The organism is Kitasatospora sp. NPDC056783 (assembly GCF_042789895.1).
Lineage (GTDB): Bacteria > Actinomycetota > Actinomycetes > Streptomycetales > Streptomycetaceae > Kitasatospora.
Window position 1 is genome coordinate 37594 of record NZ_JBHUAF010000006.1, and the last position, 20283, is coordinate 57876.

The following is a 20283-nucleotide window of genomic DNA, read 5'->3' on the forward strand; positions in this document are numbered from 1 at the left end:
TCAGACCACCGCCGCCACTCTGGGCATTTGGGGCACTTGGGGTATTTGAGGAACTTGAGGTACTCGGGGTGCCGTCCGCGCCGCCGGTTCCGCTCCTGGCTGTGGCTGTTCCCGGAACGGCAACTCCTGGAGCGGCCGCTCCTCGAACGGCTGCTCCTGGAGCAGGCGCACCGCGCCGTTCTCGTCCGGCAGCCAGAGCCGGGCCGTCCGGCCGCGCACCGCCGAGCCGCGCCCCTCGGCCACCACCTCCACCTGCCGCCCGACGAGTTGCCCGTGGCCGTCGCCCAGCCCGAACCAGCGCCCGGAGCGCACCCCCAGCCGCAGCGCCGCGCCCGGCCACGGACCGGCGACCAGCAGGACACAGCCACTGCGCCGCAGCACCGCCACCAGTCGGGCCGCCAGCTTCGGCGGCACCGGCCCGGACGGACGCAGCATGATCAGCTCGACCGCGCCGGCCAGCACCGACACCACCTCGGCCCAGTGCGGTCCCGGGTCGTCCGCGACCAGCAGCCGCCGCAGGTCCAGCCCGTACCCCTCGGCGGCGGCCAGTCCCAGGTCCGGCAGTCCGACCGCCGCAGCCCAGCCGCCCTCGGTCTCCTTCACCCCGGCGGCGAGCGCCAGCAGCAGCCCGGTGTCCCCGCCCGCCACCGACACCGCCGTCCCCCGGCGCAGACCGGCCTCGGGCAGCACCTCCCGCAGTGCGGACGGCACCGGCAGCAGGCCCCTGGGCTCCGCCGACCGCCCTTCTCGCTCCCCCCGCTCCCCCCGCTCCCCCGGCGCGGCAGCCGGGGGCGCCACCGGGCGGAGCACGGGGCGTGCGGGCTGCTCGGCGGTGGATTCGAAAACAGATTCGAAAACGGGCACAACCCCAGGATCGAACATTCGTTCGTAAAGATTCAAGTCCGACCCATCCACCCCCTTCGCCACTCTCCGTACACGTCATCGCCGCAAGGCCGGTTCACGTGCGGACCTGGCCACAGGGCGAGGCCGCGCCCGCCGTGGCGGCACCCCCGAACGGGTGACGGCGCTCGTCCGGGCGGGCGCCGGCACTCGCCCGGACGGACTACCGACAAGTGTTTTTTCCTTGACAAATTTTTTTGTCGGCTGCAGGCTGGAACGGTGCTGGAAGTCGCCGTGATCGAAGAACCCGCCGCGGCCGAGGCCTCGCTGGACCCGATGCGGTCCCGCCTCCTCGCCGCCCTGACCGAGCCCGCCTCGGCCGCCATGCTGGCCGCCAGGCTGGGGCTGCCCCGGCAGAAGGTCAACTACCACCTGAAGGAACTGGAGCGGCACGGCCTCGTCGAACTCGCCGAGGAACGCCGCAAGGGCAACGTCACCGAACGCGTCTACCGCTCCACCGCAGCCTCGTACGTGATCTCCCCCAGCGTCCTGGCCGCCGTGAGCCCGGACCCCACCCGCTCCCCCGACCAGCTCTCCGCCCGCTGGCTGCTGGCACTCGGCTCCCGGCTGGTGCAGGAGGTCGGGGCCCTGCTGACTGGCGCCTCCCGGGCCCGGCGGCGGGTCGCCACCTTCGGCATCGACGCGCAGGTGCGGTTCGCCTCCGCGGCCGACCGGGCCGCCTTCGCCGAGGAGTTGGCCCAGTCGGTGGCCACCCTCGTCAGCCGCTACCACGACGAGTCCGCCCCCGGCGGCCGCAGCCACCGGGTGGTCGTCGGACTCCACCAGATCCCCGCCGCGCAGGCCGGATCAGGGGCGGAGGAAGCCGGAGCGGAGGACAGGGCAGGAGCCGAAGCAAGGGCCGGGGCAGGGGCCGAAGCAAGGGCCGGGGCCGGGGCCGGAACCGAAGCAGGGGCCGCGCCGAACCAGGAGAACCCGCGATGACCCATCCGTTCGAGATCGAGCTGGAGACCTCCCTGCCGGCGAGCCCGGACCAGGTCTGGGAGGCGATCGCCACCGGGCCGGGCATCGACTCCTGGTTCATGGGCCGCAACGAGCTGGACCCGCGCGAGGGCGGCACCGCCGTCATGGAGACCGGGGGCCACCGCACGGAGGCGGTCGTCACCGCCTACGAACCCGGCAAGCGCCTGGCCACCCGCACCGCCACCGGCGAGGACGGCCGGTTCATGGCCTTCGAGTACCTGATCGAGGGCCGGGACGGCGCCGCCACCGTGCTCCGGGTCGTCCACAGCGGCCTGCTCGGCGACGACTGGCAGGACGAGTACGACGCGCTGCGCCGTGGCTGGCCCTTCCACCTCCACACGCTCCGCGAGTACCTCGCCCACTTCCCCGGGCGCACCGCCGTCCCCGTCTTCGCCGCCGCACCGTCCGCCGGCCGGCCGGAACCGGAGGTCCGGGCCGTCCTCGCCCGCGCCCTGTCGCTGCCGCTGCCGATCGCCGTGGGCGCGCGGGTGCACGGCGGACCGGCGGGCCTGCCACCACTGGACGGCGAGGTGGTCTGGGCGGACGACGAGCGCTTCGGGGTCCGCGGCGCCGACGGGCTCCACACCTTCCACCACGGCTCCGGCCTGGTGCTGATGTTCCACCACCTCTTCGGCGACCCGGCTCCGGAGGGGGCGGAGGCCGCCTGGCAGGGGTGGCTGGCCGAAGTCCTCGGCTGACCTTCCGGACCCCGGCCACTCGGCGACCCGACGACCCGACGACCCGACGACCCGGCAGACCTTCCAGCCCCTTCAGACCCTTCAGAGCGTCACAGACCCGCACGAGAACCGAGGAACCACCCATGCGCACCCTGATCAGCACCGCCTTCATCTCGCTCGACGGCGTCGTCGAGGGCCCCGGCGGCGAACCCGGCTACCGCAACTCCGGTTGGACCTTCAAGGACATCGACTTCCTTCCCGAGGCGTTCGAGATCAAGGGGCGGGAGCAGGAGGAGGCCGCGGCGATGCTGCTGGGCCGGGTCAGCTACCAGGCGTTCAGCCCGGTCTGGCCGGACATGCCCGAGTTCGCCCGCTACAAGACGCTGCCGAAGTACGTCGTCTCGACCACCCTCACCGAGGACGACCTGGTGTCGAACTGGGGCGAGACCACCATCCTGCGCTCGCTCGACGAGGTTGCCGCGCTGAAGGAGACCGAGGGCGGCCCGATCATCGTCCACGGCAGTGCCGCCCTGAACCGCGCCCTCTCGGACGCCGGCCTGATCGACCGCTACCACCTGCTCGTCTTCCCGCTGCTGCTGGGCGCCGGCAAGCGCCTGTTCAGCACCACGGACAAGGACACCCAGAAGCTGAAGCTGGTCGAGCACGAGACGTACGGGAACGGCCTCCAGAAGCAGGTCTTCGACGTCGTCCGCTGACCGCCCGGCCGAGCCGGTACCGTCGTGCGGTCGGCCTGACTCGGCCCGATGCGGTCCAGCGCGGTCCGGTCCAGTACGGTCCGATGCGGCGCGGCGCGGTCCGGTGCGGCGCAGCCCATGAGGTTCAGCGGGAGCGGCGCGACCCGATGCGGTCCGGCCCGTCAACGCTCCCGCGTGGTGCGCCAGACGAACACTTCGCTGCTCGGCTGACGCTCCGAGAAGAGGCCCGACGGCGAGGCCCGGGCGAGGAGGCGGCGGAGGTCCGCCTCGAAGGCCGGGCCGCGCTCCGCGAAGAGGTGCGGGGCCGAGAAGGAGAGCGAGAAGACGCCCGCGACCGCGTCGTCGGCCGTACGCTCCAGCGGTCGCCCGCCCGGGACGACGATCCGTTGCGGGCCGTTGAAGCCCGCCCGGGCGAGGACGGCGGCCTCGCCGTCCGGCGTGCCGTGCGGCAGCAGTCCCTGCCCGGCGCGGCGCACCGGGCCGAGGTAGCGCCGGACCAGCTCGCCGATCTCGGCGTGCGGCACCGGCGGGTGCGGCAACCCCTCGGTGGGCCGCGCTTCGCCCTTCAGGTCCGAGATGTGCGCCAGGGCCCCGCCGGGCCGCAGCAGGCCCCGTACGGTCGCCGCCACCAGGTCGCGGTCCATCCAGTGGAAGGACTGACCGAAGGTCGCCAGGGTGAAGGTGCCGAGGCCCGGCGGCAGTTCCTCGGCCCGGGCCCGCACCCAGGTGGCCTTGGGCTCGCCCGCACCCGCCCGCCGCGCCTCGGCGATCATCCCCGCGTCCGGGTCCACCCCGACGACCTCGGCGAACAGGTGCGCCAGCCCCAGCGCCAGCGTCCCCGGCCCGCACCCCACGTCAAGCAGCCGCCCCCGCCCGTCGAGCCCCAACGCCTCGGCCAGTGCCCGCGCCAGCCCGGGGGCGTACGGGGGTCTGCCGCGCGTGTAGTGGGCGGCCGTTCCGGCGAACAGCGTCTCGTCCCAGGACCAGGTGTCGCCGGTCATCGCCACTCCCCTATCTTCTGCCAGGTTCCGTTCGCTGATGAAAGCTCCTGATCGTGGCACTCATTGACACCTTGTCACGACTTGACGCCTTGTCGCGGCTTGATCGGATCGGAAATCGATGGACAGGCGTCCTGTGATCAACAGACTGATCCCATGACAGCTACAGATGACAAGAACGATCTGCGGATCTACATCCAGGACGCCCGCGACGCCCTGCTCTGGAAGCTCGAAGGCCTCTCCGAGTACGACCTGCGCCGCCCGCTCACACCCACCGGAACCAACCTGCTGGGCCTGGTCAAACACGTCACCGGCGCCGAAGCGCTGTACTTCGGCGACACCTTCGGCCGCCCCTTCCCCGAGCCGGCCCCGGTGTGGATCACCGGCCAGACCGAGCCGAACGGCGACATGTGGGCGCGGGCGGACGAGAGCACCGAGGAGATCGCCGGGCGCTACCGGCGGGTCTGGGCGCACTCCGACGCCACCATCGAGGCCCTGCCGCTGGACGCCGTCGGCAAGGTGCCGTTCGGCGCCCGCCACGAGCAGACCCTGCACCGGGTCCTCGTCCACATGATCGCCGAGACCCACCGCCACGTCGGCCACGCCGACCTGGTCCGCGAACTCGTGGACGGCGCCACCGGCCAGCGCTCCGACGGCGCCAACACCGCCCCCGGCGACGCCGATTGGTGGCGGGCCCACCACGACCGCGTGGAACAGGCGGCGCTGGAAGCCGGCGGACTCACCTGAGCCCACGTCCCGAGCCGCGGACCTCAGCCATCCGACCGGGCGTGCGGCGCAGCGGGGGCGGGCGCTGTGCCGGGGCGGGCTCTGTGCCGGGGCGGGTGCGGGCGCCGCGGCACGGGACGGCTGTGGTACGGGACGGCCTCGGCCCAAGACGGCTGCGGCACGGGGGCCTGTGTTGCAGGGTGGCCGCGTTTACGGAGTGACCGCGCCGAGGTGTCGCACGACGGCCGCGGCCCGGCCAGCGAGCGGGCCCGGGGCGATCGGGACGCACTCGTACCCGAACCGGGCGTAGGCCTCCCGGTGGATCCGCTCGAACCGCAGCGACTCCTCGTACGAGATGCGCCGCGCCTCGGTCGGGGTGACGAAGCCCGGGCTCTCCACGAAGAACACCCGGCGCTCGTAGACCTCCTCCGCCCGGACGCGGTCGAGTTCCCGGGCGAGGGCCGGAGTCACCGGATGGCCGAGGTACACCGCCAGGGCGTACGTGCACACCGGCGAGCGGTCGAAGAACCGCACCTCCCCCGGCGGGCCGACGGCCCATTCCTGCCGCCGCCGCTGCAGGGCGACCACCGCGTCCACGAACGACGGGTCCGTCCACGGCTCGGGCTCGCCCTGGGCCTGCCGCAGCGCTATGACGTCCGTGGCGGCCTCCTCGACCACCGGGTAGCCCTCGTACTCCAGCCGGCGCAGGATCGCCGTCTTGCCGGCCCCCGGAGTGCCGGTCAGCAGGTAGCACTTCATTCCCCCACCCTACGTACGCACCCTGGGCTCGTGGTCGATCACGGCGTTGCCCTCCCCCACTACCGCCTCCATGTCGTACCTGCGGTCGTGGCACTGACCAGCCCGACCTGGCAGCGAGAGGTGTGGCTCGATCCGGATCGGTTCGAGGACCTCGGCTACACCGTGCACGTGCTCTTCGACGACTTCTGCGATGCGGACGGCCCTCCGCCCTGGCTCGGACAGTGCCTTCGCAGCGAGGAGGAGGTCGAACTGATGGCGCGCCTTGGTGCCGCCTACGGCGCGGTGCAGGACTCGGTCGGGGCTGCCGCCCGCGACGAGGTCTACCTGGACGCGCCGGGCTGGTCCGCCGTGGTCGCCGAGGCGGCGCGGCTGGCCCAGGTGCTGGTGGCCAATGACCATTCGGCGTTGAGCAAGCTTCACGACGCCGGCCACCGTCGGCCGCTCGACACCGAGCCGCATCGGAACGAGGTGGGTGCGGCCGGCCCGGCCCCGGCCGACTCCGGGCTGTTCGCGCTCGCCCTGGACGAGTGACCGGTCGCCTTCACCGGGCCGCACGGGCAGTCCCTGGACTGGTTCGGCGAGGGGTAGGCCGCGGGCAGGGCGAAACGGGGTGAGGTGAGGTGGGGCGGGGTGGGGTGGAATGGGGTGGAGCAGAGCCAGCGGAACGGACGACGGTCGCGACGAGCCTCGGGCTTGAAGCTGCCGCAGCGGCAACTTCTACCGTCGTGACCAGGGCCGGAGAACCGGCCCCGGTCCAAGCGAACGTCAGGACGTCAGGACGTCAGGACATCCTGACGCGGGAACGAGGGAGGCAGCGCATGGCCTGGCCGATCGCGGAGGTCGCCCGGATGTCGGGCGTGACCGCCCGAACCCTGCGGCACTACGACGAGATCGGTCTTCTGCCCCCGGCCTGGGTCGGCTCCAACGGCCACCGCTACTACGAGGAACGGCAGTTGCTCCAGCTGCAACAGATCCTGGTGCTGCGGGCCCTGGGTGTGGGGCTGACCGAGATCGCCCGGATTCTGGGTGATCAGGTGGACGAGCTGGAGGCCCTGCGGGGCCACCGCCGGCAGCTGGTCGCCGAGCGCGACCGGCTCGATGCCCTGGCCGCCACCGTGTCCCGCACGATCGCCGACCTGGAACGCGCCCGGAAGGACGGCACGCCCATGACCATCAACCGCCCCGAGAACCTGTTCGAGGGCATCCAGCCCGAGGACGTCGACACGAGCCTGCGCGACTTCCCCGAGCACGCCGAGGCCGCCAGGCTGGCGACCGCCGCGATGACCCCGGCCGAGATCGAGGCCGGACAGCGCGAGCGGACCGCCCGCATGATCCGCCTGGCGGAGCTGATGGCGGCCGGCCACCCGGCCGACGCCGAGACCGTACAGAGCACGATCGACGAGGAGTACCGCCTGCTCGGCACCATCCGGCCGGTCCCGACCGAGGAGTACCTGGCGATCGCCCGCTCCTGCACCGAGAACGAGCAGTGGAGCGCCGCGTACGAGGCCATAGCCCCGGGCCTGGCCGCGTTCCAGCGTGCCGCCATGGAGGCGTACGCGGCGGCGCGGCTGTCCTGAGTCACCCCTGGCCGGCGGCCTGGGCCAAACCAGGCCGGATCAGGTCAGGTCAGGTCAGGTCGACCGAGGTGGCCCGACCAGGCCTGGACCGAGCCTTCCTGGACTGGTCCTGCTTGGGAGCCTTACGGGGGGCTCCCAAGCAGGACCTCAGGCGTCCGCCGTGCTCCTCTCCCGGCTCTCCCTCCCCGCCGTCACTCCGTCCGCAGCGCCGTGACCGTCCGGGTGCGGGCCGCCCAGGTGGCCGGGAGGACGGCACCGAGCAGGCCCAGCACCAAGCCGCCGAGTATCAGCGGCCCCGCCACCGACGGGCCGAACACGGTGAGGTCGGCGTCCGGCACTCCGATCCCGGCGGCCCGGGCCATCGCGGGCATCACCTGGTGGTGCACCAGGATGCCTATCGGGACTCCGATCAGTCCGGCCACCAGCCCGCTGCCGCAGACCGAGGTGAGCACCATGCCGACGGTCTGCCGGGGCGACATCCCGAGCGCCTTGAACACTCCGAGGTCGTGCACCCGTTCCCGGGTGTCCAGCAGCACGGTGTTGAGCACCCCGAGCCCCGCCACCACCGAGAGCAGCAGCGTGAGCACGCCCGCCAGGGTGTTCATCGCCAGCACCACGATGTTGATGTGCTCCTCACCGGGTTCGGCGCCCAGGCCCAACGGCTTCACGGCCTGGTCCAGCCCGTCGGCGTAGGCCTGCACGTCGGTGCCGGGGGTGAGGTCGATGTGGAAGGAGAGCGCCTCGGGGTGGACCGCACCGCCGAGCGGCTCCAGCGTGGACCGGTCCGTGAACACCAGGTCCTTGGTGGTCAGCACCTCTCCGGTGATCTTCGCCGGGGTGCCGCGCCCGTGGTCGGTGAGGGTGACGGTGTCACCGACCTTCGCCTGGTTGGCCCGCAGGTAGGCGGCGGCCACCACGACCTCGCCGGGGCCGTGGAACCAGCGGCCGGAGACCAGCTGGAACCCGCTCCACGAGGCGTCGCCGCTGAACGCCACCACCTCGGAGCGTCCGGTGTTGCCCGCGAGGGCGACCGGGGTCGGGACGCTGCTGTACCAGGCCCGGGTGCCCGGGCGGGAGTCGATCGCCTTGGCCACGGCCGTCTCGTCCACGTGGTCGACGGGCTGCGTGGCGCCCTCGATCGGGAGCTGGACCACCACCTTGCCCGCCCGGTCGGCTGCCAGGCCGTCCTGGAGGGAGCTCAGCGAGAGCGTCAGACCGACGCAGAGGGTGGCCCCGACCGTACCGAGCACCACGGCGGCACGGGTGGTCGCCGAGCGGCCCGGCCGGTTGAGCGGGGAGGCCAGCCCGAGGCCGAGGGCCCGGGGCAGCGGCAGCCGCCCGATCAGATCCTGTGCCCGGGACAGCAGGCCGGCGAGCCCGGCCCCGGCGGCCCCGGCGCGGGCGGCCGCCCGTTTGGCGCCGGGCGCCGTCCGGCCGACCGCGAGCGCCTCCACCGTCCGCAGCCGCCCGGCCCGCAGCGCCGGTACCAGCGCGGTGGCCGCCACCGCCCCCAGGGCCGCCACCGCGACCACGACGTCCACCCAGAGCGGTATCCCGAGCAGCCCGCCGCGCAGCGCCTTGTGGGCCAGCCCGAGGACCGGCACCGACAGCAGGTTGCCGAGGAGCACGCCCAGCCCCGTACCGACCCCGGCGGGGATCAGCGCCTGGGCGACGTAGGCGCGTGCCACCTGGGCCGGGGTGAAGCCCAGGGACTTGAGGATGCCGATCCGGCGGGTCGCGGCGCTGACGGCGCCGCTGACCACCACGCCGATGATCAGCACCGACATGGCCAGACCGAGCACCCCGAAGGCCGTGACGAAGGGGACGAAGGTCGAGGCCGTCCGGTTCGCCTCCTCCTGGGCGGGCCGGTAGGAGGTGGCCCTGGTGAGCGCTCCGCCCGGAACCGCGGCGGCCAGCGCGGCACGGTCGGCCTCCACCTCGGCGTCGCTGTCGGCGTGGGCGAAGCGGTAGAGGTACTGGGCGGCCGGCGTGGTGCCGGGGGGCGTCAGCCCGGCCACCTGCTCCGGGGCGACCCAGCCGTCCGCGCTCCAGGAGACCGAGGCCGCCAGGCCGACGACCTTGAGCGTCGGGTGCCCCGGCAGGTCCGGGAACGCCATGCTGTCGCCGACCGCCAGCGGGGAGTGCCCGTCCAGGAACACCACCTCTCCCGGGCCCGCGATCCAGCGGCCCTTGGTGATCCGCAGGTCGTCCAGCGGGCCGCTCCGGGCGCGGCCCACCAGCGTCACCGGCGGCAGCAGGCTCCCGGGCGGCGGGATCCGGGTGCCGTCGCCGGAGCGCGGCTGGACGGCGACCGCCTGGTAGGGGCCGGCCGAGGCCGTCACACCGGGCGCGCGGGCCGTCGAGGCGAGCTCGGCGGGGCCCGCCTCGGCCTGGTCGTACAGCACGTTGAGGTGGGCGCCGTGCTGGGCGGCGAAGGACCGCTGGTACGGGCCCTGGGCGGCGACCAGCAGCCCGAGCGCGAGGATGCACGCCGTCACGGACATCATCGTGGTGAGCACCATGACCAGGGTCTGCACCCGCCGGCGGCCGACCCCGGCGCGCACCACCTTGCCGAGCGCGCTCATCGGCCACCGCCCGGCGCCGGCACGGCCGCCGTGTCCCGGACCAGTCGGCCGTCGAGCAGTTCGATCGTCCGGCCGGCGCAGGCCTCGGCGAGCGCGGTGTCATGGGTGACCAGCAGGATCGTCTGGCCCTCGGCGTTGAGCCCGCGCAGCAGGTCGCGGACGTCGGCGGCCGAGGCGGTGTCCAGCGCCCCGGTGGGCTCGTCGGCCAGCAGCAATGGCGGGCGGTTCATCAACGCCCGCGCCACCGCGACCCGTTGGCGCTCACCGCCGGAGAGCCTGCCGGGGAAGGCCTTGGCGTGCCGCGCCACCCCCAGCCGCTCCAACAGCTCCCCCGCCCGGGCGCGGGCCTGCTCCCGCCGCATCCCGGCCAGCTGGGCGGGGAGCAGCACGTTGTCCTCCGCGTTCAGGTCGTCCAGCAGGTTGAAGAACTGGAACACCATGCCGATCCGCTGCCGCCGGTACTCGGCCAGCGCGGCCTCGCCGAGCCGGTGCACGGCCACGCCGTCCACCTCCACCTCGCCCTCGCTCGGGCGGTCGAGGCCGGCGATCAGGTTCAGCAAGGTGGACTTGCCGCTGCCCGAGCGGCCGAGCACGGCCAGCGCCTCGCCGGCCCGGACCTCCAGGTCGAGCCCGGCCAGGGCGGGGCGGGCGGCGTCGGATCGGTCGTACGTCTTGCTGACGCCGCGGATCCGGATGATCGGCGCGTTCACGGGCACTCCATGGTTCGAGGTCCGGTGCGGGGGCACCCCGGACCGGCTGACGGAACATCACGCTACGAATCGGCGGCGGGGTGCCGACAGCCGTCTGGACGGCCTCTGCGGGGTGTATCCAGATACACCCCGAACTGGGTGTTCAGGCCTAGAGCGCCGGGCGGCCCGGGCGGGCAGACTGACCCATCGAAAGATCGGAACCGGGGTCCACGGGGGGCTCCGGGCCGTGGCTTCGAGCCTCCGGACGGGGGCTCCGGAAGGGACAGGAGGCACGTCATGGACGCGGGAGCACTGAGCGGGCCGGCCGTACGGGCCGGCCGGGCCTGCGTGGACGGGGTGCGCGCCTGGTACGCGGTGACGCTGGTGGTGACGGGCTTCCTCGCACTGCTGGCCGCGCCGGTCCTGCTGGCCGCCGCGCTGCTCGGCCCGGACGATCCCCGTCCCGACTTCCACCCGGGCGGGCCGCTGATCCTGGCGGTGCCGATGGCGCCCGTCGCCCTCTGGGCTCTGTGCTGGGCCACCGGGGGCGGCGGCCGGGCGGTCGGCGCCGCGCTGTTCGCCCCGGGCACGATAGCGCTGATGGCGACGCACCTCTACGGCGGTGCCGCGCCCGGCGGCCGGTCGGTCTCGGCCGGGCTGGCGCCCTCGCTGCTGCTCCTCGGGCTGTTCGGCGCCCGCTGGAGCGCGGCGGAGACCAGGCGGATCGTCGGGAAGTGGAGCGGGCGGCCGATCCCGGTGCCCTACCGCCGGCCGCCCGGCGCCGGGCCCTGGCAGCGGCTGCGGGCCGGCGGCTGGCTCACCGACCCGGCGACCTGGCGGGACTTCGCGTGGACACTGCTCGCCGGCGGCGCCGTCCTGGTCACCGCGGTGGCCGTCCTGCTGGCTCCCGTCACCATCGAGGTCTTCGGCCGGAACGGGCCGTTCGTCGGGCTGGGCGTCATCTACGGGATGGGCCTGTCCATCGCTCCGCTGGCCGCCCTGTGGGCCGCCCCGCCTGCCCTGCGGATCCACGAGGGGGCCGCCCGGGCCCTGCTCGGGCCGTCCCGGCGGACAGAGCTCGCCCGCCAGATCCACCACCTCGCACGGACCAGGGCGGACACCATCGACGCCGGAGCGGCCGAACTGCGCCGGATCGAGCGGGACCTGCACGACGGAGCACAGGCCCGGCTGGTGGCACTGGGCATGCTGCTGACCGTGGCCGAGCAGCTGAAGGACGACCCGAACGCCGTCGGACCGCTGCTGGCCGAGGCCCGGCTGTCCTCGGTGAAGGCACTCGGCGAACTGCGGGACCTGGTCCGCGGCATCCACCCACCGGTGCTCGCCGACCGCGGCCTGGCCGACGCGTTGCGGGCGACGGCACTGGACCTGCCGCTGCCGGTCAGCTTCACCGGCAGCCTGCCCGGCCGGGCACCCGCGCCGGTGGAGTCGGCCGCCTACTTTACGGTGACGGAACTGCTGGCCAACGTGGTGAAGCACGCCGTGGCCTCGCACGTGTGGATCGAGATAGGGCACAGTGACGGGCTGCTGCGGATATCGGTCACCGACGACGGGCGCGGAGGCGCCGACCCGTCCCGGGGAACCGGCCTCAGCGGAACCGAACGCCGACTGGCCGCCTTCGACGGGGTGCTCGCGATCAGCAGCCCGCCCGGCGGGCCGACCATCGTGAACCTGGAGATCCCGTGCGCGTTGTCATCGCCGAAGACCTCTTCCTCCTCCGGGACGGCCTGACCAGGCTGTTGGAGGCCAACGGCATGAAGGTCACCGCGGCGGTGGAGGACGGCGAGCAACTGCTCGCCGCGGTGGCCGCGGACCGGCCCGACATCGCCGTGGTCGACGTCCGGTTGCCGCCGAGCTTCACCGACGAGGGGCTGCGGGCCGCCCTGGCGGCCCGTCAGGCCCACCCGGGCCTGCCCGTCCTGGTTCTGTCGCAGTTCGTGGAGCAGTTGTACGCGCGCGAGCTGCTGGCCGGCAGCACCGGCGGGATCGGCTACCTGCTCAAGGACCGGGTGATGGACGGCACCCAGTTCATCGACGCCGTCCAGCGGGTCGCCCGAGGCGGCACCGTGATGGATCCGGAGGTGATCACCCGGCTGCTCACCCACAACTCCTCGGCCGGACCGGTCTCCACCCTCTCCCCGCGCGAGCGGCAGGTGCTGGGGCTGATGGCGGAGGGCAGGTCCAACGCGGCGATCGCCCAGCAGCTGGTGATCACCGAGCGGGCCGTCGCCAAGCACACCGCCTCGATCTTCGTCCGGCTCGACCTCCAGCCCTCCGACGACGACAACCGCCGCGTCCTGGCCGTCCTGGCCTACCTCAACAACTCCTGACCCGTCCCATGACCTGTCCCTGCCCCTGCCACCCCGGGGAAGGAGCCGCCATCGCGCCCGCCTCCACCACCTCACCGTGTGCTGGATCACCACGAGCCGGATCACCACGGGCTGGATCACCGGCAAGTGGCGAGTGGCCCTCCACCGCATGGGGCTCGCCTGCCGCAGAACCGGTCAATTAGGCTGGAGGGGTGCTCATCCTTGTTCGCCGCCGCCATGTGGACCTGCTCCGCGTGACGACCATGTCCTGTCGACGCTCCGGCTGAACCTCGCGCCACCCACCCTCAACGGCGGCCCCGCAGGCCGCCACCGCCTCCCGACTCCCGGAGCACCCACCGCACCAGGCGGCTGCTCCGGCCGTCCACGGTCGACCACCGGGACCGGTCGGGACGAGACCCAGCGGATGTCACACATGACGCAGCAGCACACGCCCGTACCCGAGACCGGCTCCGGCTCCACCCCTGCGGACGCCCTCCCGGTGATCGACCTGTCACTCGCCGACGGCAGCCCGGACGACCGCCGCCGACTGCACGACGAGCTCCGCGCCGCCGCCACCGGCGTCGGCTTCTTCCAGCTCGTCGGTCACGGGGTCACCCCGGAGGAGACCACCGCGCTCACCCGGGCCATGCGCGCCTTCTTCGCGCTCCCCGAGGCGGACCGCCTCGCCGTGAGCAACCTCAACTCCCCCCACTACCGGGGCTACACCCGCACCGGCGACGAGCGCACCGGCGGCAGCCAGGACTGGCGCGACCAGTTGGACATCGGCGCCGAACTGCCCCCGCACGTCCCCGGCACCGGGGAGCCCCCGTACTGGTGGCTGGAGGGGCCCAACCAGTGGCCCGAGGCACTCCCCGAGCTGCGCGGCGCCGCGCTCGGCTGGATCGACCACCTCGGGGCGGTCGCCCGCCGTCTGCTGCACGAACTCCTCACCGCGATCGGCGCCCGCCCCGACTTCTACGACGAGGCCTTCGCGGGCCACCCCCACCTGCGCCTCAAGCTGGTCCGCTACCCCGGCACCGCCCCGAACGGCGCCGGTCAGGGCGTCGGCGCCCACAAGGACTACGGCTTCATCACCCTGCTGCTCCAGGACACCGTCGGCGGCCTCCAGGTCGAGCGCGCGGACGGCGTCTTCCTGGACATTCCGCCGCTCGACGGCGCCTTCGTCGTCAACCTCGGCGAGCTGCTGGAGGTGGCCACGGACGGCTACCTTAAGGCCACCAGCCACCGGGTGGTCAGCCCGCCCGGCGCCCGCGAGCGCTTCTCCGTGCCGTTCTTCTACAACCCCCGTCTCGACGCCCACATCGAGCCGCTGGACTTCCCCCTCGCCCACCACGCCCCCGGCGCCACCGAGGACCCGGACAACCCGCTCTTCGCCGACTTCGGCCTCAACGAGTGGAAGGGCTACACCCGGGCCCATCCCGAAGTCACCCGCCTCCACCACCCCACCCCCGCCTGACCCCACCCCGCCCGGCTGCTGCCCCGCGCAGCCCCCGGATCCCATCCAGCCCGGCTGCTGCCCCGACGCCCCTGCCCGAAGCCCGTCCCTGCGGCCGGCCGACCGCGGGGGCGTCGCCATGCCGCCACCCCCGCCGCCACCCCCGCCGCCACCCCCGTCGGCGCCCCCGTCGGCGCCCCCATCGGCGCCCCCATCGGCGCGCCCATCGGCGCGCCCATCGGTGGACCGGTGCGCCCGGCACTGTCACACTGCTGCTGTCACAGCGGGAGTGTGCCAGCGCGGGAGGCGGCGAATGGGGGAGCTCGGCGGCGTGGAGGCCGGGGTGCGGCTGACGGTGGACGAGTTGGCGGCGCGGGCCGGGGTGACGGTGCGGACGGTGCGGTTCTACGGGACGAAGGGCCTGCTGCCGCCGCCGGAGCTGGGCCCCCGGCGGGTGGGGCTGTACGGGGAGGCGCACCTGGACCGGCTGGGGCTGATCGAGGAGTTGCAGCGGCAGGGGCTGACGCTGGCCGCGATCGAGCGGTACCTGGCGCGCTTGCCGGAGGACAGCACGCCGCTCGACCTGGCGATCCACCGGGCGCTGGTGGCGTCCTGGACACCGGAGACCCCGGAGGAGGCCACCAGGGCGCAACTGGAGCGGCGCGCCGGGCGGGGGCTGACGGAGGAGCAGGTCGAGCGCCTCGCCGCGATGGGCGCGCTGGAGCGGACGGCGGATCCGGAGGTGTTCCGGGTGGATCCGGGGCTGCTGCCCCTGGGCGTGCGGATCCTGGACGTGCCGATCCCGCTGGAGACCCTGCTGGCCGCCCGGTCGGTGGTGCTGGAGCACAGCCGGGCGACGGCCCGGGAGTTGCAGCGGCTGTTCCGCGAGACGGTGTGGAAGCCGTACCGGGAGAGCGAGCCCGCCCCGGCGGAGCTGGCCCGGATGAAGGCGTTGACGGACCACATCCAGCCGATGGTGGCGCAGGCGCTGGTCACGGCGTTCCAGCGGTACCTGCGGGAGGAGCTGGGCGAGGAACTGCGCCAGGAGCGGTAGCGGGAGGCGGGAGCCCGGTGAGGCCGTGCGCTGCACGGCCTCACCGGGACCCGGGCAGAAGCCCGGGCGGGAACCCGGACAGCAACCCCTCCGGGAACCCCGGGCGGGCCCGCCGGTCAGTCCGTGAAGGTCCGCCCCTCGGCCGCCACCCGCTCCAGCAGCGCCGGCGGCGCGAACCGCTCGCCGTACGCGGCGGCGAGTTCCCGGGCGCGGGCCGCGAAGCCGGCCGGGCCGCCCCGGTACCCGTTGATGTACTGGAACACGCCGCCCGTCCAGGCCGGGAAGCCGATGCCGAGGATCGAGCCCACGTTGGCGTCGGCGACCGAGGTCAGCACGCCCTCCTCCAGGCAGCGCACCGAGTCCAGCGCCTCGCTGAACAGCATCCGCTCTTTGAGGTCCTCGAAGGGAACGTCCGAGGGAGCCCCGGACGAGGCACCGAAGTGCTCCAGCAGCCCCGGCCAGAGCCGCCCGCGCTTGCCGTCCTCGCCGTACTCGTAGAAGCCCGCGCCGCCGCTGCGCCCCGGGCGGCCGAACTCGTCGACCATCCGGTCGACCACCGCGTCCGCCGGGTGCGGGGTCCAGGTGCCACCGGTGGACTCCACCGAGTGCCGGTACTCGTCGCGGATCTTGCGCGGCAGGGTGAGGGTCAGTTCGTCCATCAGGGAGAGCACCTTGGCGGGGTAGCCGGCCTGGGCGGCGGCCTGCTCGATGCTGGACGGGTGGATGCCCTCGCCGACCATGGCGACGCCCTCGTTGAGGAACCGGCCGATCACCCGCGAGGTGAAGAAGCCGCGGGAGTCGTTGACCACGATCGGGGTCCGGTCGATCTGCCGGACCAGGTCGAAGGCGCGGGCCAGCGCCTCGTCCCCCGTGCGCGGGCCGCGGATGATCTCGACCAGGCGCATCTTGTCGACCGGCGAGAAGAAGTGCAGCCCGATGAAGTCGGCCTGGCGCTGGACGCCTTCCGCGAGCAGGCCGATCGGCAGGGTGGAGGTGTTGGAGCACAGCAGCGCGTCGGGGTCGACCACGCCCTCGATCTCCTGGAACACCTTGTGCTTGAGCTCGGTGTTCTCGAAGACGGCTTCGATCACCGCGTCGCAGCCCGCCAGGTCGGCGGCGTCGGCGGTGGGGGTGATCCGGGCGAGCAGTTCGTCGCGCTCGGCCTCGGTGGAGCGCCCGCGCGCGACGGCCTTGTTCAGCAGCCCTTCGGAGTAGGCCTTGCCGCGCTCGGCGGCTTCGAGGCTGACGTCCTTGAGCACGACCTCGATGCCGGCCTTGGCGCAGGTGTGGGCGATGCCCGCGCCCATCATCCCGGCGCCGAGCACCGCGACCTTGCGGACCAGCCGCTTCTCGACGTCCTTCGGGCGTCCGGCGCCGGAGTTGACCGCCTGCATGTCGAAGAACAGCGCCTGGATCATGTTCTTGCTGGTCTGTCCGCAGGCCAGCTCGGTGAAGTAGCGGGCCTCGACCGCCATCGCGGTGTCGACGTCCACCTGGGTGCTCTCCACGGCGGCGGCCAGCACGTTGCGCGGGGCCGGGTAGGGCGCGCCGTTCAGCTGCTTGCGCAGGTTGGCCGGGAAGGCGGGCAGGTTGGCCGCGAAGGCCGGGGTGGCCGGGGTGCCGCCGGGGATCTTGTACCCCTTGACGTCCCAGGGCTGGACGGCGGTCGGGTTGGCCGCGATCCAGGCGCGCGCCCGGGCGTTCAACTCCTCCGGGGTTCCGACCAGTTCGTGCACGAGTCCGTGCTCCAGCGCCTGCGCCGGGCGGTACTGGCGGCCCTGGAGCAGGAACTTCAGCAGGGCGTCGGTGATGCCGAACAGCCGTACCGTGCGGACCACTCCGCCGCCGCCCGGCAGCAGGCCGAGGGTGACCTCCGGCAGGCCGATCCGGCAGGCGGGGGTGTCGAGCGCGATCCGGTGGTGGCAGGCGAGGGCGAGTTCCAGGCCGCCGCCGAGCGCGCTGCCGTTGACGGCGGCGACGACCGGCTTGCCGAGGGTCTCCAGCGTGCGCAGCGCGCGCTTGATCCGCATCGACTTCCCGAAGACGGCCTCGGCGTCCTCGGGGCGGGCCGCGGAGAGCATCCGCAGGTCTCCCCCGGCGAAGAAGGTCTTCTTGGCGGAGGTGATCACCACGCCGCGCAGCGCGTCCGAGGCCGCCAGCGTCGCCAGCCGCTCGACGACGGTCTCGAAGTCGGCGGTGAAGGCCTCGTTCATGGTGTTGACGGACTGGCTGGGGTCGTCGAGGACGAGGGTGACCACGCCGTCCTGGTCCTGCTCCCAGCGGATGGTGGTGGTGTCGCTCATCAGGTGCTCCAGATCTGGGAGGGGAGGTCAGACGCGCTCGACGATGGTGGCGATGCCCATGCCGCCGCCCACGCAGAGGGTGATCAGGCCGTAGCGCAGGTCGCGCCGCTCCAGCTCGTCGACCACGGTGCCGAGCAGCATCGCCCCGGTGGCGCCGAGCGGGTGGCCGAGCGCGATCGCGCCGCCGTTGACGTTCACCTGGTCGTGGTGGAAGCCGAGTTCGCGGATGAAGCGGAGCGCGACGGAGGCGAACGCCTCGTTGATCTCGACCAGGTCGATGTCGGCGGCGGTGAGCCCGGCCTTGGCGAGTGCCTTGCGGGTGGCCGGGGCGGGGCCGGTGAGCATGATGGTCGGCTCGGAGCCGGAGACGGCGGCGGAGACGATCCGGGCGCGCGGGCGCATCCCGTACCGTTCGCCGACCTCGCGGTTGCCGATCGCCACCAGCGCGGCGCCGTCGACGATGCCGGAGGAGTTGCCCGCGTGGTGGACGTGGTCGATGGCTTCGACCCAGTGGTACTTCTGGAGGGCGACGGCGTCGAAGCCGCCGGCCTCGCCGATGGCGGCGAAGGAGGGCTTGAGGCCGGCCAGGGTCTCGACGGTGGTGCCGGGACGGATGAACTCGTCGCGCTCCAGCACGACCAGACCGTTGCGGTCGCGCACCGGGACGACCGAGCGGTCGAACAGGCCGTCCGCCCGGGCCTTGGCGGCGCGGGCCTGGGACTCGGCGGCGAAGGCGTCGACGTCGGTGCGGGAGAAGCCCTCGATGGTGGCGATGAGGTCGGCACCGATGCCCTGGGGAGCGAAGTCGGTCTCGAACGCCGTCATCGGGTCGGCGAACCAGGCGCCGCCGTCGGAGGCCATCTTCACCCGGGACATCGACTCGACGCCGCCGGCCAGGACCAGGTCCTCCCAGCCCGAACGAACCTTGACCGCTGCCAGGTTGACGGCTTCCAGGCCGGAGGCGCAGAAGCGGTTCTCCTGGACGCCGGCGACGGTGTCGGGCAGGCCGGCCGCGATGGCGGCGATCCGGGCGATGTCGGAGCCCTGGTCACCGACCGGGCTGACCACGCCGAGCACGATGTCGTCGATCGCGGCCGGGTCCAACTCCGGGTAGCGGTTTCGCAGTTCGTGGATCAGTCCGACGACCAGGTCGATCGGCTTGGTGCCGTACAGCGAGCCGGAGGCCTTGCCCCGGCCGCGCGGGGTGCGGATCGCGTCGTAGACGTACGCTTCGGTGGTCACGGTGGGGTCGCCTTTCAGCGGGTTTTCGGGGCGAGGGAGTCGAAGGGCGAGGGGGGTCGGGGGACGAGGGGGTCGACGGGGCCGAGGGGGTCGACGGGGTCGAGGGGGTCGAGGGGCAACGGCTCTCCGGGGGCGTCAGGCGAGGCGCTCAGCCGAGGATCGAGCGGCCGACGATCTCCTTCATGATCTCGGTGGTGCCGCCGTAGATGGTCTGGATGCGGCCGTCGGTGAACGCCCGGGCGACCGGGAACTCGCTCATGTACCCGTATCCGCCGTGCAGTTGGAGGCAGCGGTCGGCGGTGCGCTTCTGCAGTTCGGTGGCCCACCACTTGGCCATCGAGGCGTCGGCCGGGGTGAGCGCCCAGCGGTTGTGCTCGGTGATGCAGCGGTCCACGAAGGCCCGGGTGACGGCGCACTCGGTGGCCAGTTCGGCGATCTCGAAGCGGACGTGCTGGAGCTTGGCGAGCGGACGGCCGAAGGCCTCGCGCTGCTTGACGTAGTCGGTGGTGATCTCGACCAGGTACTCGGCTCCGGCGATCGCCGCGGCGGCGATGGTGAGCCGCTCCTGGGCGAGGTTCTGCATCAGGTGGACGAAGCCGCCGTTCAGCTCCCCGATCAGGTTCTCCTTGGGGACCCTGACGTCCTCGAAGAACAACTCTGCGGTGTCCTGGGCCTTCTGGCCGATCTTGTCGAGGTTGCGACCCCGCTCGAAGCCGGACGTTCCTCGCTCGACCGCCAGCAGGCTCAGTCCGCGCGCGCCACCCTCGGGGGTGGTGCGGGCGACCACGATCACCAGGTCGGCGAGGATGCCGTTGGAGATGAACGTCTTGGCGCCGTTGAGCAGGTAGTGGTCGCCCTGGTCGACCGCCTGGGTGCGGATGCCCTGGAGGTCGGAGCCGGTGCCGGGCTCGGTCATCGCGATCGCGGTGATCAGCTCGCCCGAGCAGAAGCCGGGCAGCCAGCGGCGCTTCTGCTCCTCGGTGGTGAGCGAGGTGAGGTACGGGCCGATGATGTCGTTGTGCAGGCCGATCGCCAGACCGGAGGCGCCGGCCCGGGCGAACTCCTCGGCCAGCACGGCGGCGTAGCGGAAGTCCGGGGTGCCGCCACCGCCGTACTCCTCGGGGACGGCGAGGCCGAGCAGGCCCTGTCGGCCGGCCGCGAGCCAGGCCGAACGGTCGACGATGCCGGCCTTCTCCCAGCGGTCGTAGTGCGGCAGCACCTCTTTGGCCAGGAAGGCCCGCACGGTCGCCCGGAAGTCGTCGTGCTGATCGGTGAAGATCTCGCGGTGCAACG

18 protein-coding genes are annotated in these 20283 nt (G+C 73.2%); 10 read left to right on the plus strand and 8 right to left on the minus strand.

The annotated features are described in order from the left end of the window. Positions 1–711, minus strand: a complete 711-nt coding sequence (locus tag ACFRMQ_RS02390) for a hypothetical protein (protein ID WP_380726010.1) — start codon at positions 709–711, stop codon at positions 1–3. 408 nt (positions 712–1119) lie between these two features. Between ACFRMQ_RS02390 and ACFRMQ_RS02395 the strand changes: the two genes are divergently transcribed. From ACFRMQ_RS02395 to ACFRMQ_RS02405, 3 genes are all read left to right on the plus strand, one after another. After that, complete coding sequence (locus ACFRMQ_RS02395) at positions 1120–1842, plus strand: ArsR/SmtB family transcription factor (RefSeq protein WP_380726012.1); 723 nt, start codon at positions 1120–1122, stop codon at positions 1840–1842. Beyond that, positions 1839–2579: an SRPBCC domain-containing protein gene (locus ACFRMQ_RS02400; RefSeq protein ID WP_380726014.1), complete on the plus strand. Its 741-nt coding sequence runs from the start codon at positions 1839–1841 to the stop codon at positions 2577–2579. The genes ACFRMQ_RS02395 and ACFRMQ_RS02400 overlap by 4 nt, the downstream gene beginning before the upstream one ends. Before the next feature lie 122 nt (positions 2580–2701). Then, positions 2702–3274 carry a dihydrofolate reductase family protein gene (locus tag ACFRMQ_RS02405; RefSeq protein WP_380726016.1) on the plus strand — a complete coding sequence of 191 codons (573 nt, stop codon included), beginning with the start codon at positions 2702–2704 and terminating at the stop codon, positions 3272–3274. 161 nt (positions 3275–3435) lie between these two features. On the opposite strand, the gene ACFRMQ_RS02410 is transcribed toward ACFRMQ_RS02405, so the two are convergent. Continuing rightward, positions 3436–4275 (minus strand): class I SAM-dependent methyltransferase, encoded by an 840-nt coding sequence (locus tag ACFRMQ_RS02410; RefSeq protein WP_380726018.1) that lies wholly within the window; start codon positions 4273–4275, stop codon positions 3436–3438. Positions 4276–4428: 153 nt separating this feature from the next. On the opposite strand from ACFRMQ_RS02410, the gene ACFRMQ_RS02415 reads away from it, so the two are divergent. Then, complete coding sequence (locus ACFRMQ_RS02415; protein WP_380726020.1) at positions 4429–5019, plus strand: DinB family protein; 591 nt, start codon at positions 4429–4431, stop codon at positions 5017–5019. A gap of 189 nt (positions 5020–5208) precedes the next feature. Here the strand turns inward: ACFRMQ_RS02415 and ACFRMQ_RS02420 are convergent, their stop codons facing one another. Continuing rightward, positions 5209–5757 carry an ATP-binding protein gene (locus ACFRMQ_RS02420; RefSeq protein ID WP_380726022.1) on the minus strand — a complete coding sequence of 183 codons (549 nt, stop codon included), beginning with the start codon at positions 5755–5757 and terminating at the stop codon, positions 5209–5211. Between the two features lie 87 nt (positions 5758–5844). Between ACFRMQ_RS02420 and ACFRMQ_RS02425 the strand changes: the two genes are divergently transcribed. Both ACFRMQ_RS02425 and ACFRMQ_RS02430 read left to right on the plus strand, forming a co-directional pair. After that, on the plus strand, positions 5845–6288 hold the full coding sequence (locus ACFRMQ_RS02425) for a hypothetical protein (RefSeq protein ID WP_380726024.1): 444 nt from the start codon (positions 5845–5847) through the stop codon (positions 6286–6288). 287 nt (positions 6289–6575) lie between these two features. Then, positions 6576–7334 (plus strand): MerR family transcriptional regulator, encoded by a 759-nt coding sequence (locus tag ACFRMQ_RS02430; RefSeq protein WP_380726026.1) that lies wholly within the window; start codon positions 6576–6578, stop codon positions 7332–7334. Positions 7335–7525: 191 nt separating this feature from the next. Here the strand turns inward: ACFRMQ_RS02430 and ACFRMQ_RS02435 are convergent, their stop codons facing one another. Next, on the minus strand, positions 7526–9919 hold the full coding sequence (locus ACFRMQ_RS02435) for an FtsX-like permease family protein (protein ID WP_380726028.1): 2394 nt from the start codon (positions 9917–9919) through the stop codon (positions 7526–7528). After that, positions 9916–10629, minus strand: coding sequence for an ABC transporter ATP-binding protein (locus tag ACFRMQ_RS02440; RefSeq protein ID WP_380726030.1), 714 nt, complete (start codon positions 10627–10629; stop codon positions 9916–9918). Before ACFRMQ_RS02440 ends, ACFRMQ_RS02435 begins: the two co-directional genes overlap by 4 nt. Before the next feature lie 276 nt (positions 10630–10905). On the opposite strand from ACFRMQ_RS02440, the gene ACFRMQ_RS02445 reads away from it, so the two are divergent. From ACFRMQ_RS02445 to ACFRMQ_RS02460, 4 genes are all read left to right on the plus strand, one after another. Beyond that, the gene (locus ACFRMQ_RS02445; RefSeq protein ID WP_380726032.1) at positions 10906–12357 is read left to right on the plus strand and encodes a histidine kinase; all 1452 of its coding nucleotides are present in this window, start codon (positions 10906–10908) and stop codon (positions 12355–12357) included. Next, positions 12309–12956 (plus strand): response regulator, encoded by a 648-nt coding sequence (locus tag ACFRMQ_RS02450; RefSeq protein WP_380726034.1) that lies wholly within the window; start codon positions 12309–12311, stop codon positions 12954–12956. The genes ACFRMQ_RS02445 and ACFRMQ_RS02450 overlap by 49 nt, the downstream gene beginning before the upstream one ends. Before the next feature lie 412 nt (positions 12957–13368). After that, positions 13369–14412, plus strand: a complete 1044-nt coding sequence (locus ACFRMQ_RS02455) for an isopenicillin N synthase family dioxygenase (protein WP_380726036.1) — start codon at positions 13369–13371, stop codon at positions 14410–14412. 292 nt (positions 14413–14704) lie between these two features. Then, entirely contained in the window at positions 14705–15445 is a 741-nt protein-coding gene (locus tag ACFRMQ_RS02460; protein WP_380726038.1) for a MerR family transcriptional regulator, read from the plus strand. 116 nt (positions 15446–15561) lie between these two features. Here ACFRMQ_RS02460 and ACFRMQ_RS02465 read toward each other — a convergent pair whose 3' ends face one another. The 3 genes from ACFRMQ_RS02465 to ACFRMQ_RS02475 form a co-directional block, all read right to left on the minus strand. Further along, on the minus strand, positions 15562–17748 hold the full coding sequence (locus ACFRMQ_RS02465) for a 3-hydroxyacyl-CoA dehydrogenase NAD-binding domain-containing protein (protein ID WP_380726040.1): 2187 nt from the start codon (positions 17746–17748) through the stop codon (positions 15562–15564). A gap of 27 nt (positions 17749–17775) precedes the next feature. Next, positions 17776–18990 (minus strand): acetyl-CoA C-acetyltransferase, encoded by a 1215-nt coding sequence (locus ACFRMQ_RS02470; protein ID WP_380726042.1) that lies wholly within the window; start codon positions 18988–18990, stop codon positions 17776–17778. A 148-nt stretch (positions 18991–19138) separates the two neighbouring features. Further along, complete coding sequence (locus ACFRMQ_RS02475; RefSeq protein ID WP_380726044.1) at positions 19139–20281, minus strand: acyl-CoA dehydrogenase family protein; 1143 nt, start codon at positions 20279–20281, stop codon at positions 19139–19141. Between the last annotated feature and the right edge of the window lie 2 nt (positions 20282–20283).